Raw genomic sequence first — 15750 nt, 5'->3', positions numbered from 1 at the left:
CGCCTGCAAAATCAGACGTCGGGATTGGCCTCTCGCGAAATTTACAGGGTTTCTTAATTTTGAGGAGATTCCCTATGTCTACAAACCATGCTCACCCAATTTTCACCGTCCCCTTCTCCCACAACACTGACTTCACCGTGCTGGCGAATCACTGCGAGCGTTTTGCTCAAACCCTGCTGGAAACCGACGAACCTGCCGAGAAGCTGGCGCTGTGCGCCCGACGCAACACTGCCGGGTGGCGGCTCCGCCTTACCCGGCCTACGAAACAACCACGCCGCGCTGGCTGCACATGGCAATTGATGCGCTGATGGACTGAATCCCCAGGCCGGGCAAACGCAGTGCCGCCCGGCGCAACAATGCACTGCCGGGTGGCGGCTGCGCCTTACCCGGCCTACAAAACTTCATTATTTCGCCCCTCCCCTCTCTGTATACCCACACCCTCTCATCTGTGAGTCACCTCTTATTTACATCATTTAAACCTTCCATTAACTGGATAAAAAGAACGCGTCACCGCTATAGTGGTTTTGTTTGATAAAACCATGTTGTACAGAGTACAACAAACAAAAAGCAGCAAGCCGGTTAACAACAAGAAGGGCTGCTTACTTTGCTGAGAATTTCCTGATAAACATAATGAAACCCTGCGAGGAAATAATGACAGAGCACACTCGTAACCCCGTTACGGCCACTGAAGCCATAGAAAGAGAGACCATGCGCAAGGTTATCTGGCGCATCCTCCCGTTTCTGATCGTCAGCTACCTGGTCTCGATTATCGATCGCGGAAACATTGGCATGGCGTCGCTGCAGATGAACGAAGATCTCGGCCTCAGCAAAGCCGCGTTTGGCTTCGCCAGCAGTCTCTACTTTGTTGCTTATTTCCTGTTTGAAGTGCCAAGCAACCTGGCAATGCAGAAGGTCGGCGCGCGACTGTGGATCCCGCGCATTATGATTAGCTGGGGCGTGGTATCAATGTGCATGTCGCTGGTTGAGAGTACAACATCGCTCTATATCGTGCGTTTTCTGCTCGGCGCGGCAGAGGCAGGCTTTTTCCCGGGCGTGGTGCTGTATCTCACCTGGTGGATCCCGTCCCGCTACCGGGCACGGATCATCGCCTCGTTTATGGTGGCGATCCCGCTGGCCAACTTTATCGGCTCTCCCCTCTCCGGCCTGATCCTGACGCTGGATGGCTGGATGGGTCTGCGCGGCTGGCATCTGCTGTTCATCATTGAAGGCTTACCGGCCGTGCTGTTGGGGATTGTGGCCTGGTTTATTCTCCGCGACCGCCCGCATCAGGCCAGCTGGCTGAGCACTGAACAAAAAGAGTGGCTGGAGTCCACCCTAGAAAGTGAACGTCAGCAGTCAAAAAATATCGGCCACCAGACGACCTGGCAATTGCTGAAACACCGTCACATCTGGCTGATGGCGCTGATCTACACCGGCGCGTCCTCGGCTGGTACCACCATCAGCGTCTGGTCACCGCAGCTTCTGAAATCGTTCCACCTCGATAACTTGACCACCGGTCTGCTCAACGCCATCCCTTACGGTCTGGCATCGGTGCTGATGATCGTATGGGGACGCAGCTCAGACCGCAGCAACGAGCGTCGCTGGCATACCGCGCTGACCCTGTTCTTAATTGCAGCAGGCGTGTTCGCGGCGTTTGTCAGCATCTCTCTGCCGGTAACGATTGCGATCCTCAGCGTGATGCTGATTGGGGCGTACTCGATGAAAGGTCCATTCTGGGCGCTGGCGTCGGGCTGGATGAACAGCACGTCGGCAGCTGCGGGGCTGGCCGCCATCGGGGCCATTGCTAACCTGATTGGCGGTGTGGTGATGGTGAACGCTTACGGCATCATCAATGAACGCACCGGCAGCCATACGCTGGCGATGCTTCCACTGGCTGGTCTGTGTATTGCCGGGGGCATTGCGGTGCTGGTGATGGGACGTCAGGCTCGCCGTCACGTGAGCCAGGAAAACCAGCTGACCCATTAAGATGACCACGCGGGACTCCGGTCCCGCGTGCAGGCATCAGCTCTCCGGCTCTTCTGTTTCGCCGTAGAACGCAATGCAAAATGGCTTGCTGGCTCCCATCTTCAACGAAAGGCGGCTGGCGGTGGCCTTCATCAGCTGGCTTACTTCCCGATCCCGGCGATCTTCGGTCAGCCTTGACGACGGCCCGGTCAGCGCCAGGGCAGCAATAAGTTTGTCATGCACGCCAAACACCGGCATTGCAAAGGCGGCGGTGTGGGGATCGCGCGCCCCTGAGGTGTAGAGCGGCACCGACGGCTCACCTTCCGGCAAGGCTTCATTCAACCCCCAGTGGCGGAGCACCTTGCTGATGGCGGAGTTATCCAGCGGGAACTGGCTGCCCGGCAGATTGCTGTGGCGCAGCCCGTGAGAGGCTTCTGCACGAAACAGACAAAGACGCTGCCCGCCCTCCAGCACGTACCAGCTTGCGCTCTCCTGTGATGCCATGGACAAGGCCTGTAACTCCGGCTGCACCACGCGTGAGAGGTGGAACGACTGCTCGTAGAGCTTACCCAGATAAAGCAGACGCGGGCCCAGGGCATAGTTCCCATCATCATGTCTGACGACGTAATTCATGCGTTCCAGAGAATTCATCAACCGGTACACGGTGGTTTTATGATATCCCGACAACTGTGCCAGCGCGGTCAACGTCAGGCTCTCGTCTCCGGGACGAAAACAATCCAGTAAAGCCAGTGCCTTTTCAACCGCCACAACGCCTTCATTACCCATCATTTTCTCCTGTTCTGGTCGGCAAAGAGTGTACCGCAAATTTTGTGAGTCACTTCGTGTTTACATCACAAACGCCAATGTAGCTCTGGCTAAAAGCAAATCAACACCGCTATAGTTGTTTTGTATTGTACACCTGCATTGTACACAGTAAAACAATATGGAGACATTCATGTCCGCTACAGAGAAACCAATGATCAATCGCGAGTTCAGTCGTGTGTCAGAAGAAGAGGTCCGCCAGGCCGCAGAGTATCAGGCCGCCATCCTTGCAGACGTTGCCGGGCGCCGCGGGACGCTGCACGGACGTATCAAACCCCTGGCTCCGCATATGGCCGTTGCCGGCCCGGCCATTACTGTTGAAGTACGCCCGGGTGACAATCTGGCGATTCATGCCGCAATGGCGGTTGCCCAGCCCGGCGATGTGCTGGTGGTGGATGGCAAGGGCGATATCAGCTGCGCCCTGTTGGGTGAAATCATGGCGACCCAGGCCGAGGCCAGCGGCATTGCCGGAATCATCATTGACGGTGCCGTACGTGATGCCGACACCCTGAGTAAAGGGAATTACCCCGTGTTCTCCGCAGGCCTTAACCCGTGTGGCCCCACCAAATCAATCCCGGGCCGGGTGAACCATGCCATCTCCGTTGCCGGTGCGACCGTGCGTCCCGGGGACCTGGTGGTGGCGGATATTGACGGGGTGGTGGTCATTCCACTCGATGAAGTTCAGCAGGTTATCACTCTGGCCAAAGAGAAGCTGGAGACCGAAACCCGCCGCCTTGAGGCCATCCGCAAAGGCGATCTGCGCCCGCACTGGCTGAATGACGCGTTGCGCAAAGCAGGAATGTTAACCGACGGGGAGACGCTGTAATGGGCAATAAAAAGGTCATTCTGGTTACCGGAAGCGATCTGGCTGAGCAGGCCGTCGCGATGCTGGGTGACTATGAGATGGTGTATGCCGGTCGCCAGCCCACGGAAGCGCAGCTGATCGCGCTCTGCGAGCAGTATAATCCTGTGGCGATCCTGGTGCGTTACGGCAAGATCACGGCCCGTATTATGGATGCAGCCCCGGGGCTGAAGGTTATTTCCAAGCATGGCAGCGGCATTGACGTCATCGATCAGGCGGCAGCGGCTGAACGGAATATTGCCGTCTGTTCTGCGCCCGGTGCCAACGCCGCCGCCGTGGCGGAACACACATGGGCCATGATCCTCGCCTGCGCCAAGTCCGTTGTCTCCCTCGATAAACGTCTGCGCGACGGCCACTGGGATAAATCCACGCATAAATCTCTGGAGCTGGAAGGCCTTACCCTGGGCCTGATCGGTCTGGGGGCGATTGGCTCCCGGGTTGCCACGGTGGGCAACGCGTTCGGCATGCGCGTGCTGGCCTACGATCCCTTTGCGAAAACCCTGCCGTCCTCCTGCGAGCGTGCAGAGACGCTAAATGACCTGATGTCCAGCGCGGACGTGATCTCCCTGCACTGCCCTTTAACCGCGGACAATCGCGGTATGATTAACGCTGAAACGCTCGCCCGCTGTAAGCGAGGCGCGATTATGGTTAATACCGCACGCGGCGGGTTGATTGATGATAACGCCCTGATTCACGCCCTGGACGAGGGGATCCTGCGAAGCGCTGCGCTGGACAGCTTTACGGTCGAGCCGCTGGCGGCCCCCCATATCTGGCAAGGGAGAGAAGATGTGATTATTTCCCCTCATATTGGCGGCGTGAGTGAAGCCTCGTATATCAAAATGGGCACCGTCGCGGCCGGGAATATTTTGCAGGTTTTAAACACAAGCCGCTAAGGTTCCGCTATCGAGCTTAAACCTGGATGATTATTAAACCGTAATCATCCACCGTTGCGAGCTTGTCTTAAAGCGCCCTCCCGGCGCAACAATGCCGGGTGGCGGCTCCGCCTTACCCGGCCTACGAAACAACCGCGCCACGCAGGCTGCACATGGCAATTGATGCGTTGAGGGACTCAGAACGTAGGCCGGGCAAACGCAGTGCCGCCCGGCGCAGCAATGCCGGGTGGCGGCTTCGCCTTACCCGGCCTACGAAACAACCGCGCCGCGCTGGCTGCACATGGCAATTGATGCGCTGAGGGACTCAGAACGTAGGCCGGGCAAACGCAGTGCCGCCCGGCGCAGCAATGCCGGGTGGCGGCTCCGCCTTACCCGGCCTACGAAACTCTCCACAAAGAGGAGAGGGAGCAAACACCTAAACCGTAATCCTGTACCGAACGTAATCATCCACCGTTGCCAGCTTGTCATACAACGCCCGGGCCGGATTGCCCTCCCGGGTGACCCAGTAAACCTTCGACCACCCTTTCTCCCGGGCCTCACTAATCACGGCTTCAATCAGCGCCCTGCCCGCGCCCTTGCCGCGCGCCGCGTCATCCACAAACAGATCTTCCAGATAGCACAGGGGCTGCGTCACCCAGGTCCCTTCATGCAGCACGCAAATCGCGAATCCCACCACGCCCTGTTCGGTTTCTGCCAGACGGCAAAACAGCCCCGAATCCGCCGCGAGCACCCGACGCCAGGTCGCCAGCGTCACCGCCTCATCCAGCCTGGTGCCGTAAAAATCGAGATAGCCGTTCCACAGCCGTAACCATGCCTCGAAATCTTCCGCCTGCGCTTCGCGTACCTTAACCATCGCTCTGTTCCTTGATGTGTCTGAGATTTACCAGGATTGTCCTCCTTCCCGGACAGGAGAATAAAGCTATTTCTGGTAAATATATTGTTACCTGGATGTTGTACACTCGCGCGCCTTAGATTATAAATCGTCACTTTTGAGTGATATCACTCATTTTTAGTCAACATCAGGGAACATTTATGTCCGTTCAAAAATTGTCCAGAACCGCAGCAGTGCTGCTGGGGATTCTGGGCGTCTTAATTCTGGCGATGGGGATATTCTTCGCCTGGTACGGTGGAAAGCTGGTCAGCGTTAAGGGCAGCCCCTACTTTCTGATCAGCGGCTGTCTGCTCATCATCTCGGGCGTGCAGATCCTGCGCCAGCGCCTGAGTGGCGCGGCCCTCTATTTTGTGGTTCTGGCGGGCACTGCGCTGTGGGCCCTGTGGGATGTCGGCTTCGATTTCTGGCCTCTGGTCTCGCGTCTGTTGACCCTCGCGGGCATCGGGATCCTGGTGGCGCTCTCCCTGCCAGCGCTGCTCCGTCGTGCCGGTAAATTCCCGTGCTGGAAAGGCGCAGGCGCGCTTGCGGCGGTGCTGGCAGTGGCCTTTGCCGCTACCGTCGGCGGCATGTTTGTCCCGCACGATCCGGTGACGGCGTCGGGCGAACAGCTTCCCCTCACCCCGGTGAAACCTGGCGAAGAACAGAAGAACTGGGCGAACTACGGCAACACGCCGGGCGCATCGCGCTTTGTGGCTCTGGACCAGATCACCCGCGATAACGTCAAAGACCTGCAGGTGGCCTGGACCTATCGCACCGGCGATATCCCCGTCAGCCCGAACGGCGGCGGCGCGGAAGATCAGCAGACCCCGCTGCAGATCGGCAATATGCTCTTCCTCTGCACCCCGCATAACAATGTGATTGCGGTCGATGCCACCACCGGCAAAGAGCTGTGGAAAACCGAGATCAACGCGAAGCAGAAAAAGTGGATGCGCTGTCGCGGCCTGGCTTACTTTGATGCCAGCGCCCCATTGCAGCAGCCCAACCTGCCGGGCTCCTCGCCGGTGGCAGCCGTTTCACTACCCGCAGATGCCCAGTGCAAACGCCGTATCATCATGAACAGCGTCACGCCGGAACTGGTGGCCCTGGATGCCGATACCGGTAAGTTCTGCGAAGACTTCGGCAACCACGGCCGCGTCAGCCTGAGCGCGCAGATGGGTAAAGGGGCGGATACCGGCCTCTACTACCCGACCTCTGCCCCGACGCTCGCCGGTACGACCATTGTTGTCGGCGGTCGCGTCGCGGATAACGTGGCGACGGATATGCCCGGCGGCGTGGTGCGTGGCTTCGACGTCATCACCGGCCAGCTGCGCTGGGCGTTCGATCCGGGCAAACCGGACGAGCAGCAGGCACCTCCGGCCAATGAAAACTTCACCCGCTCCACCCCGAACGTGTGGGCCCCTATGTCTTACGATCCGCAGTCCAACACCGTGTTTATGCCAACCGGCAGCGCGGCGGTGGACCTGTGGGGCGTGAAGCACAACGATCTCGATCGTAAGTTTGGTGCCTCGATGGTGGCCGTGGACGCCAGCACCGGTAAGGTGAAATGGGTTTACCAGACTGTTCATAACGATCTGTGGGACTTTGACGTCCCGATGCAACCGACCTTCACTGATTTCCCGACCGGCAATGGCAAAACCACCCCGGCGCTGATCTTCGGCACTAAATCCGGCCAGCTGTTTGTGCTGGATCGCGCCACCGGCAAGCCGCTGACCAAAGTGGAAGAGCGCAAGGTGACTCAGGGCCAGATCCCGAATGAGATCTACTCCCCGACCCAGCCGTTCTCGGTGGGCATGCCGACCATTGGCGCGGACGTGCTGAAAGAATCCGACATGTGGGGCGCGACGCCGTTCGACCAGCTGATCTGCCGTATCGAGTTTAAATCGAAGCGCTACAACGGCCTGTTTACCCCGCCGGGTGATGACCCGTCGCTGAACCTGCCGGGCTCGTTAGGCGGCATGAACTGGGGCGGTCTGTCGATTGACCCGGTGAATCAGTACCTGTTTATCAACGATATGCGCGTGGGTCTGGAAGTGCAGCTGATCCCGGCCTCCCCGGACATTCAGGGCGCGAAAAACGACGGCAACGAAGCCGCCGCCATCAGCCGCCCGGTGCCGCTGGCCGGTACGCCGTACGCCATCAACGCCAAAGTGCGCTTTATGTCGCCGGTTGAGATCCCCTGCCAGAAGCCGCCGTTTGGCACGCTGACTGCGGTGGATCTGAAAACCCAGAAGATTGCCTGGCAGGTGCCGGTAGGGACGGTGAAGGATACCGGTCCGTTTGGCGTGAAGATGGGGCTGCCAATCCCGATCGGGATGCCGACCATCGGCGGTACCATGGCGACCCAGGGCGGGCTGGTGTTTATCGCTTCTACCCAGGATTACTACCTGCGCGCCTTCGATACCTCGACCGGTAAAGAGGTGTGGAAAGCCCGCCTGCCGGTGGGCAGCCAGAGCACGCCAATCAGCTACAAATCGCCGGTGGACGGGAAGCAGTATCTGCTGATCACCGCCGGGGGCGCGCGGAACTCGCCGGATCGCGGCGACTACGTGATTGCGTATAAGCTGCCGTAATCATTCCGAAACAGCCATCCCTCCGGGGATGGCTTCGCTGAACCAGGCTACCTTTATAGCTATCCACATCACCGGAGATAGCAATGAAAGTATTAATGGTTCTCACCTCTCACAGTGAACTGGGCAATACCGGCAAGAAAACCGGCTTCTGGCTGGAGGAGTTTGCCGCCCCGTACTACGTCTTCAAGGATGCAGGTGCCGACGTGGTGCTGGCCTCCCCGGCAGGCGGTCAGCCACCGCTCGATCCGAAAAGCGATCTCCCCGACTTCCAGACCGAAATGACCGATCGCTTCAAAGCCGATCCGGCGGCACAGCAGGCGCTCGCCAACACCCTCAAGCTCGACAGCGTGCGTCAGGACGATTTTGACACCGTCTTCTATCCCGGTGGCCACGGCCCGCTGTGGGATCTGGCGGAGTCACAGACCTCCATCGCCCTGATTGAAGCCTTCACCCGCGCGGGCAAACCCACCGGCTTCGTCTGTCACGCGCCGGGCGTGCTGCGCCATGTTAAAAGTGAATCCGGCGAGCCGCTGGTCAAGGGCCGCAAGGTGACGGGCTTTACCAACGGTGAAGAGGCCGACGTCGAACTGACCGACGTGGTTCCGTTCCTGGTAGAAGATGAGTTGAGCGCCCTGGGTGCGCGCTACGAGAAAGGCCCGAACTGGGGTTCATTTGTTGTCGAGGACGGCAAGCTGATCACCGGACAGAACCCGGTCAGCTCCGAAGCCGCGGCAAAAGCGCTGCTCGCTGCCCTGGGTTAATCCCTCCACCCGGCGGCGCTGCGCTTGCACGGGCCTACGGGCTCGCAGGTTTTTGCAGGTTTTGTAGGCCGGGTAAGCGCAGCGCCACCCGGCAAAATGCAGGCGCAACGCCTGAATCAGGTTGGCATTGAGAAGGTGGTGACCTTGTTGGTCTGCGGATCGATAGAGATGATGCAGATAGCGAAGTTGCCGCCAAAACGGTCTTTACGATCGGAAATGCGCAGGTTGTAGGTCTCGGAGAACGAGGTATAACCCGAAGAGTTGGTCTCGTTCAGCTTGAAGCCAACAATCTGTTCAAAATAGTCACGGGATTTCCCCACGCTGGTTTTGCACTGTTCGTTGGTGATGGTACCGGACTGTTTTGCCGCTGCCGCAGTTTGCGTGCCGGTGGAAGATTTCGGCGTCAGGGCCGAATTGACCGCTTTCATCCCGTCACTCATGTTTTTCTGGAAATCGGCGCAAGAGGTAGAAAGTAAAACCATGCCGCATAAAAGAAGCTTTTTCATTGTAATCCTTACAATATTTAACGTTATTCAATCATTAATTATTATAATTTTTACAAATCGTTAACTCCAGCAAACCTTTTACACGGCATTTTATAACTTACTGAATAACAACCATTTTCACATTGAGTTCTACAATATTTGGTAGGTTATCCCTTAATTCTCGGATCCAGCGCGTCGCGCAGACCATCTCCCAGCAAATTAAACGCCAGTACGGTGAGGAAGATTGCCATGCTCGGGAACAATGCCACGTGCGGGGCGATGACCATATCCGCCCGCGCCTCGTTGAGCATTGCCCCCCACTCCGGGGTCGGAGGCTGCGCGCCAAGCCCTAAGAACGACAGGCTGGCCGCCGAGATAATCGACACCCCGATACGCATGGTGAAATAGACCACGATAGAGGAGACGGTACCCGGCAGAATATGGTTGAACAGAATTGTCGTGTCGCTGGCGCCAATGCTGCACGCCGACTCGATAAAGGTCTGCTGCTTCAGCACCAGGGTATTGCCGCGCACCAGGCGGGCAAAGGCCGGAATAGAGAAGATCGCCACGGCGATAATCACGTTGGCCATGCCGTTGCCCATCACCGCCACCACCGCAATGGCCAGCAGAATGCCGGGGAAGGCAAACAGCACGTCGCAGATGCGCATGATGATCCGGTCCCACCAGCCCTCGTAGTAGCCCGCCAGCAGGCCCAGCACCGTGCCGATGGCGGCGCCGATCAGCACCGCAAACACCCCCGCCGCCAGCGAGATCTGCGCCCCCATCAGCACCCGGCTGAAGATGTCGCGCCCTAACGAGTCCACGCCAAACCAGTGCATCATCGACGGACCTTCGTTGAGACGGTCGTAATCGAAGTAGTTCTCCGCATCGAAGGGGACGATCCAGGGCGCCAGCACCGCCACCAGGATCAGCAGCAGCACAAACAGCCCGGCGGCCATCGCCACCGGCTGCTTACGAAAGCGTCGCCAGAACTCATGCCACGGGGTGCGGATCCGATCCGGTTTGAGGCCCGGCATGGCCTTTAACATCGCCTGCCGACGCCAGTTTAACAGTCGCATCTTACTTGTACCTGATAGCCGGATTAATGGCGGCATACAGGACATCCACCACTAAGTTGATAAGAATAAATTCCAGCGAAAAGAGCAGCACTTCCGCCTGGATCACCGGGTAGTCGCGCATGTCGACAGAATCGACCAGCAGACGCCCGAGCCCCGGCCAGTTGAAGACCTTTTCCACCACGATTGAGCCGCCGAGCAGAAAGCCGAACTGCAGCCCCATCATGGTCACTACCGGGATCATCGCGTTGCGCAGGCCGTGCTTGAGGATCACCCACTTCTCGCTGACCCCCTTTGCCCGGGCGGTACGCATGTAGTCTTCGTTCAGCACGTCGACGAACGAGGCGCGGGTGAAGCGCGCCATCACCGCCGCCACCGCCGCGCCAAGCGTCAGCGAAGGCAGGATATAGTGCCGCCAGCTGTCCGCCCCCACGGTGGGCAGCCAGCCCAGCTCCACGGAGAAAACCTGCATCAGCAGCATCCCCAGCGCAAAGGCCGGGAAGGAGATCCCGGTAACCGCCAGCGCCATCCCCAGCCGGTCCGGCCAGCGGTTGCGCCACACGGCCGCCACAATACCCGCCATCAGGCCAAACAGCACCGCCCAGGCCATGCTTGCAAGGGTCAGCCAGAAGGTGGGCATAAAGCGGCTGGCAATCTCTTCGGACACGGGCCGCCGGGAGACCATCGAAGTGCCAAAATCCCCCTGCAGGACACTGGTGATGTAGTGCCAGAACTGCCGGTAAAGCGGTTGATCGAGCCCCAGCTGCTTACGCACCAGCTCAATCACCGTGGCATCCGCCTCCGGGCCGGCAATCAGCCGCGCCGGATCGCCTGGCAGCATATGCACAAATAAAAAGACCAGCACCGCGACAATCAGCAGCGTCGGGATCAGGCCCAGCAGGCGTTTAATCACATAATTCAGCATGCACATTCCTCTCATCCCGCAGGCGGATACCTGCGGGAATGAGTGCTTTATTTCAGATCCGCGTCGTCAAAGCTAAAGCCGGTATCCGGCATGATGTAGAACCCGGTCAGCGCCTTGTTGTGCGCCGAAACCAGCTTCTCTACCACCAGCGGCACCCATGGCGACTCCTTCCAGATGGTGTCCTGCGCATCTTTGTACAGCTTCGCTTTCTCTTCCGGCTGGGTGGTTTTCAGCGCATCGGTCAGATCTTTATCCACCTGCGGGTTGCTGTAGAACGCGGTGTTGAACAGGGTTGGCGGCCAGTTCTGGGAGGCAAACAGCGGCGACAGCGCCCAGTCGGCTTCGCCGGTGGAGGCCGACCAGCCGGTGTAGAACATCCTCACCCCGCTCTCTTTCTGCCCTTTGCCTTCCACTTCGGCAGCGCGCTGCCCGGCATCCATCGCCGTCACCTGCACCTTAATGCCCACCTGCGCCAGCTGCTGCTGGGTAAACTGCAGCACCTTCTGGGCGGTACTGTGATTGTGCGACGACCAGAGCGTGGTGCTGAAGCCGTTCGGGAAGCCCGCCTCTTTCAGCAGCGCCCGCGCTTTGGTCGGGTTGTATTCCCACGGATGATACTGCTGGGAGTAAGCAATGGATGGCGGCACCACCCCGGTCGCCGGAGTCGCGTAACCGGCAAAGGCCACTTTTACCAGCGCGTCGCGGTTGATGGCGTAGTTGATCGCCTCGCGTACTTTCGGGTTATCAAACGGCTTTTGCGTGACGTTCATGCTGATGTAGCGCTGCATGATCGACGGGCTGGCTACCAGCTCCAGCTTGCTGTTTTTGCCCAGCAGCGCCGCCTGCTCGTAAGGGATCGGGAAGGCAAACTGCGCTTCGCCGGTCTGTAGCATCGCCGCGCGGGTGTTGTTATCCACTACCGGACGCCAGGTGATGGTGTCCAGCTTCGGCAGCCCCTGCTGCCAGTATCCGGCGAACTTCTTCACCTTCACAAAATCGGTCTGGTTCCAGGTCACCAGCTCATACGGCCCGGTGCCCACCGGATGGAAGCCAATCTCTTTGCCATACTTTTTCAGCGCCTCGGGGGAGATCATCGCCGTGGCCGGGTGCGCCAGAATGTTGATAAAGGCGGAGAACGGCTCCTTGAGGGTGATTTTCACCGTGGTGGGATCGACTGCCTCGGTGCTGGCAATGTTTTTATACAGGTTATAACGCTTAAGGCTGCTTTCCGGATTGCTGGCGCGATCGAGGTTGACCTTCACCGCCTCTGCGTTGAAGTCGGTCCCGTCCTGGAACTTCACGCCGCTGCGCAGCTTGATGGTGTAGACCAGCCCGTCGTCAGAGACCTTGTAGCTTTCGGCCAGCACATTTTTCACCTGCATCTCTTTATCAAGGCCAAACAGCCCCTGATAAAACGACTTTGCCACCTGCTGGGAGAGCGTGTCGTTGGCGTCATAGGGATCGAGGGTGGTGAAGTTGGAGGCCACCGCCACCACTACATCTTTTGCTGCGAAAGCCGGCGAGGCCGCCAGGGCTGCCGTTACGCTCGCGGCTAACAGCCATCTGCGAGCAACAAATTTTGTCATTGTACTCTCCTGTTGTTCCCTGCTGTCTGAGTTATAAACGCGAAAAAGCATTGTCCTGCCGCGGCGGCGCAACGAAATGGCCGGGGCTCACCTCCCGCAACTCCACGCGCTCGGTGAACTCCCCTCGCTTGCGAATGTTGCCCGGTAGTTCATCCTGCAAAAGCACCCGCCGGGCCTGACGATGGGCCGGATCGGCCACCGGCACCGCCGCCATCAGCTTGCGGGTGTAGGGATGCTGCGGGTTTTCAAATACCGCCCGACGCGGGCCTATCTCGACAATCTGGCCGAGATACATCACCGCCACGCGGTGGCTGATGCGCTCCACCACCGCCATATCGTGCGAAATAAACAGAAACGCGATGCCCATCTCCCGCTGCAAATCGAGCAGCAGGTTGATGATCTGCGCCCGGATGGAGACGTCCAGCGCCGAGACGGACTCATCGGCAATCACCACCTTCGGGTTCAGCGCCAGGGCGCGGGCAATACAGATCCGCTGCCGCTGGCCGCCGGAAAATTCATGGGGATAGCGCCATGCGTGTTCCGGCTTCAGCCCCACGCGCTCAAGCAGCCACGCCACCCGCCGCTGGGCGGCTTCCCCGTCCAGCAGGTTATGCACCCGCAGCGGCTCCATAATCGAATAGCCCACGGTCTGGCGGGGATCGAGGGAGGCATAGGGATCCTGGAAAATAAACTGAATGTCCCGCCGCAGGTGTTGCAGCTTCCCGGCGGGAAGGGTGTCGATGCGTTCCCCGTTAAAGGTGATGGTGCCTTCCTGGGACTCCACCAGCCGCAGCAGCGCCCGTCCGGTGGTCGATTTTCCGCTGCCGGATTCACCCACCAGGGAGAGCGTTTCGCCCGGCCATAAGTCGAAGCTGACGTTCTCCACCGCGTGGACTTCGCGCTTAACGCGGTTCAACAGGCCGCCGCGCAGCGGGAAGCGGGTCACCAGGTCGCGCACCTGCAAGATGGGCTCGCCGGGCACTACGGTATCCTGCTCGGTTTCGGCCTCCTGATGGCCGGGTTCGGCCAGAGAGATCAGCGGAAAACGCCGCGGCAAATCGCTGCCGTTCATCGCCCCCAGGCGCGGCACCGCCGCCAGCAGCGCTTTTGTGTATGGGTGCTCAGGGGCGTGGAAAATCTGCTCCACGGTGCCGGTTTCCACCGCCTCGCCCTGGTACATCACCAGCACCCGGTCGGCGATATCCGCCACCACGCCCATGTCGTGGGTGATAAAGATCACCCCCATCTCCATCTCCTCCTGCAGCACTTTAATCAGCTGCAGGATCTGCGCCTGAACGGTGACGTCCAGCGCGGTGGTGGGTTCATCGGCAATCAGCACCGCCGGGCGACAGGAGAGCGCCATGGCGATCATCACCCGCTGGCGCATGCCGCCGGAGAGCTGGTGCGGATAGCGCGACAGAATGGTGTCCGCCTCGGGAATGCGCACCTGCTCCAGCATCCGCCGGGCTTCCATCAGGGCATTCTCACGGCTCAGCCCCTGATGCAGGCGAATCGACTCGGCGATCTGCTCTCCCACCGGGAAGACCGGGTTGAGGGAGGTCATCGGCTCCTGGAAAATCATGGCGATGTCGGCACCGCGCACGCTGCGCATCTGGGATGAACTCAGGGTGGTGAGATCGCTTACCTGGCCGTTGCGACGGCGCAGCAGCAGGCGGTCGCACTCGACCAGTCCGCCGGACTGTTCAATCAGGCGCATCAACGACAGCGCGGTGACCGATTTACCGGAGCCGGATTCGCCGACAATCGCCAGGGTTTCGCCGCGTTTGAGCGAAAAAGAGAGCTGTTTTACCGCCGGGATCGTCTGCCGCTCCTCGGGAAAGGCGACGTTAAGATTGTGCACCGCCAGCACCTGCTGACTGTCCAGTTCATCGCTGTGCGGCATCCCTCTTCCCCTTATTCACGGTAAATTCCGGTGCTCGGCGTATCGCCTGCGTATCCCCAGGCACGGTACATGCCTTCACTGTTAAAGGGTAATGCCACGTTACCCTCGCGATCGACGGCAATCAGCCCGCCGCTGCCTTCGAGCGCCGGGAGTTTTTCCATCACCACCCGCTCGCAGGCTTCGGCCAGGCTTAAGCCGCCGTAATCCATCAGCGCGGCGATGTCATACGCGGCCAGGGTGCGAATAAACACTTCCCCGGTGCCGGTGCAGGAGACCGCCACGCTGGCGTTATTGGCATAGCAGCCCGCGCCGGGCAACGGACTGTCGCCTACCCGACCGGGCAGTTTGTTGGTCATTCCGCCGGTGGAGGTGGCGGCGGCCAGATTCCCCGCCTTATCCAGCGCCACGGCACCGACGGTGCCCGTTTTGGTGGACTCATCCAGCGGGGCGGCATGATCGAGCCGGGTTTCCCCCGCACTGCGCGCCGCCAGCAGCTGCTGATAGCGCTCGGGCGTGGAAAAGATTTCTGGCGAGACCGCCTCCATGCCCTGTTCGAAGGCGAATTTCTCGGCTCCCTCGCCCACCAGCAGCACGTGCGGACTCTGCTCCATCACCAGACGAGCGGCCAGCACCGGGTTGCGCAGATGGCTGACCCCGGCCACGGCACCCGCCTTCAGGGTAATGCCGTCCATCACGCAGGCGTCCAGCTCGTGGGTTTCGTCTCGGGTAAACACCGAGCCAATCCCGGCGTTAAACAGCGGACACTCCTCCAGCAGGCGCACCGCCTCGGTGACCACATCCAGCGCGCTCTCGCCCGCCTCCAGCATTCGCTGGCCGGTTTCCACAATCGAAGAGAGCGCCTCGATGTAGCGCTTCTCCTGCTCCTGACTGAGCTGCGCCCGGGTAATTGCCCCGGCGCCGCCGTGGATTGCGATGACTGCATTCCCCATTCACTTCACCTTTGGGCCGATAGTTGCCGCTTTTTTTATAAATATCATTATCGTGGCTTA

General features: G+C 59.6%; 14 protein-coding genes. 6 read left to right on the top strand and 8 right to left on the bottom strand.

Annotated elements, in window-relative coordinates; translation table 11 throughout:
* The first annotated feature begins 74 nt into the window (after nt 1-74).
* Both ACOYA6_RS02920 and ACOYA6_RS02915 read left to right on the top strand, forming a co-directional pair.
* Nucleotides 75-308 (top strand): hypothetical protein, encoded by a 234-nt coding sequence (locus tag ACOYA6_RS02920; RefSeq protein ID WP_422653996.1) that lies wholly within the window; start codon nt 75-77, stop codon nt 306-308.
* Nucleotides 309-651: 343 nt separating this feature from the next.
* Complete coding sequence (locus tag ACOYA6_RS02915; protein WP_039029628.1) at nt 652-1986, top strand: MFS transporter; 1335 nt, start codon at nt 652-654, stop codon at nt 1984-1986.
* 36 nt (nt 1987-2022) lie between these two features.
* Here ACOYA6_RS02915 and ACOYA6_RS02910 read toward each other — a convergent pair whose 3' ends face one another.
* Nucleotides 2023-2751 (bottom strand): IclR family transcriptional regulator, encoded by a 729-nt coding sequence (locus tag ACOYA6_RS02910; protein WP_139565462.1) that lies wholly within the window; start codon nt 2749-2751, stop codon nt 2023-2025.
* A gap of 169 nt (nt 2752-2920) precedes the next feature.
* On the opposite strand from ACOYA6_RS02910, the gene ACOYA6_RS02905 reads away from it, so the two are divergent.
* Both ACOYA6_RS02905 and ACOYA6_RS02900 read left to right on the top strand, forming a co-directional pair.
* Nucleotides 2921-3613 (top strand): RraA family protein, encoded by a 693-nt coding sequence (locus ACOYA6_RS02905; protein WP_422653995.1) that lies wholly within the window; start codon nt 2921-2923, stop codon nt 3611-3613.
* Nucleotides 3613-4542, top strand: a complete 930-nt coding sequence (locus ACOYA6_RS02900; protein ID WP_422653994.1) for an NAD(P)-dependent oxidoreductase — start codon at nt 3613-3615, stop codon at nt 4540-4542. The genes ACOYA6_RS02905 and ACOYA6_RS02900 overlap by 1 nt, the downstream gene beginning before the upstream one ends.
* 415 nt (nt 4543-4957) lie before the next feature.
* Here ACOYA6_RS02900 and ACOYA6_RS02895 read toward each other — a convergent pair whose 3' ends face one another.
* A complete protein-coding gene (locus tag ACOYA6_RS02895; protein ID WP_422653993.1) occupies nt 4958-5395 on the bottom strand; it encodes a GNAT family N-acetyltransferase in 438 nt (145 codons plus the stop codon).
* Between the two features lie 179 nt (nt 5396-5574).
* Here ACOYA6_RS02895 and ACOYA6_RS02890 point away from each other — a divergent pair, with 179 nt between their 5' ends.
* Nucleotides 5575-8004 carry a membrane-bound PQQ-dependent dehydrogenase, glucose/quinate/shikimate family gene (locus ACOYA6_RS02890; protein WP_422653992.1) on the top strand — a complete coding sequence of 810 codons (2430 nt, stop codon included), beginning with the start codon at nt 5575-5577 and terminating at the stop codon, nt 8002-8004.
* 83 nt (nt 8005-8087) lie between these two features.
* Nucleotides 8088-8765 (top strand): type 1 glutamine amidotransferase domain-containing protein, encoded by a 678-nt coding sequence (locus ACOYA6_RS02885; RefSeq protein WP_422653991.1) that lies wholly within the window; start codon nt 8088-8090, stop codon nt 8763-8765.
* A gap of 116 nt (nt 8766-8881) precedes the next feature.
* Here the strand turns inward: ACOYA6_RS02885 and ACOYA6_RS02880 are convergent, their stop codons facing one another.
* The 6 genes from ACOYA6_RS02880 to iaaA all read right to left on the bottom strand — a co-directional run bounded on the left by ACOYA6_RS02880 (nt 8882) and on the right by iaaA (nt 15690).
* Nucleotides 8882-9271: a hypothetical protein gene (locus ACOYA6_RS02880; protein ID WP_138369515.1), complete on the bottom strand. Its 390-nt coding sequence runs from the start codon at nt 9269-9271 to the stop codon at nt 8882-8884.
* 146 nt (nt 9272-9417) lie between these two features.
* Nucleotides 9418-10329 (bottom strand): glutathione ABC transporter permease GsiD, encoded by a 912-nt coding sequence (gene gsiD / locus ACOYA6_RS02875; protein ID WP_422653990.1) that lies wholly within the window; start codon nt 10327-10329, stop codon nt 9418-9420.
* 1 nt (nt 10330) lies between these two features.
* Nucleotides 10331-11251, bottom strand: a complete 921-nt coding sequence (gene gsiC / locus ACOYA6_RS02870; protein WP_039032684.1) for a glutathione ABC transporter permease GsiC — start codon at nt 11249-11251, stop codon at nt 10331-10333.
* A 47-nt stretch (nt 11252-11298) separates the two neighbouring features.
* A complete protein-coding gene (gene gsiB / locus ACOYA6_RS02865; protein WP_039032685.1) occupies nt 11299-12837 on the bottom strand; it encodes a glutathione ABC transporter substrate-binding protein GsiB in 1539 nt (512 codons plus the stop codon).
* 31 nt (nt 12838-12868) lie between these two features.
* Nucleotides 12869-14740: a glutathione ABC transporter ATP-binding protein GsiA gene (gene gsiA / locus ACOYA6_RS02860; protein WP_422653989.1), complete on the bottom strand. Its 1872-nt coding sequence runs from the start codon at nt 14738-14740 to the stop codon at nt 12869-12871.
* A gap of 11 nt (nt 14741-14751) precedes the next feature.
* Nucleotides 14752-15690, bottom strand: coding sequence for a beta-aspartyl-peptidase (gene iaaA / locus ACOYA6_RS02855; RefSeq protein ID WP_039032687.1), 939 nt, complete (start codon nt 15688-15690; stop codon nt 14752-14754).
* Nucleotides 15691-15750 lie beyond the last annotated feature (60 nt).

The sequence above is a fragment of the Leclercia barmai genome (assembly GCF_049312895.1).
In the GTDB taxonomy this organism is placed as follows: Bacteria; Pseudomonadota; Gammaproteobacteria; order Enterobacterales; family Enterobacteriaceae; genus Enterobacter; species Enterobacter barmai.
The sequence above is the reverse complement of the archived record's forward strand: the minus strand, read 5'-3'. Positions and strand labels throughout refer to the sequence as shown.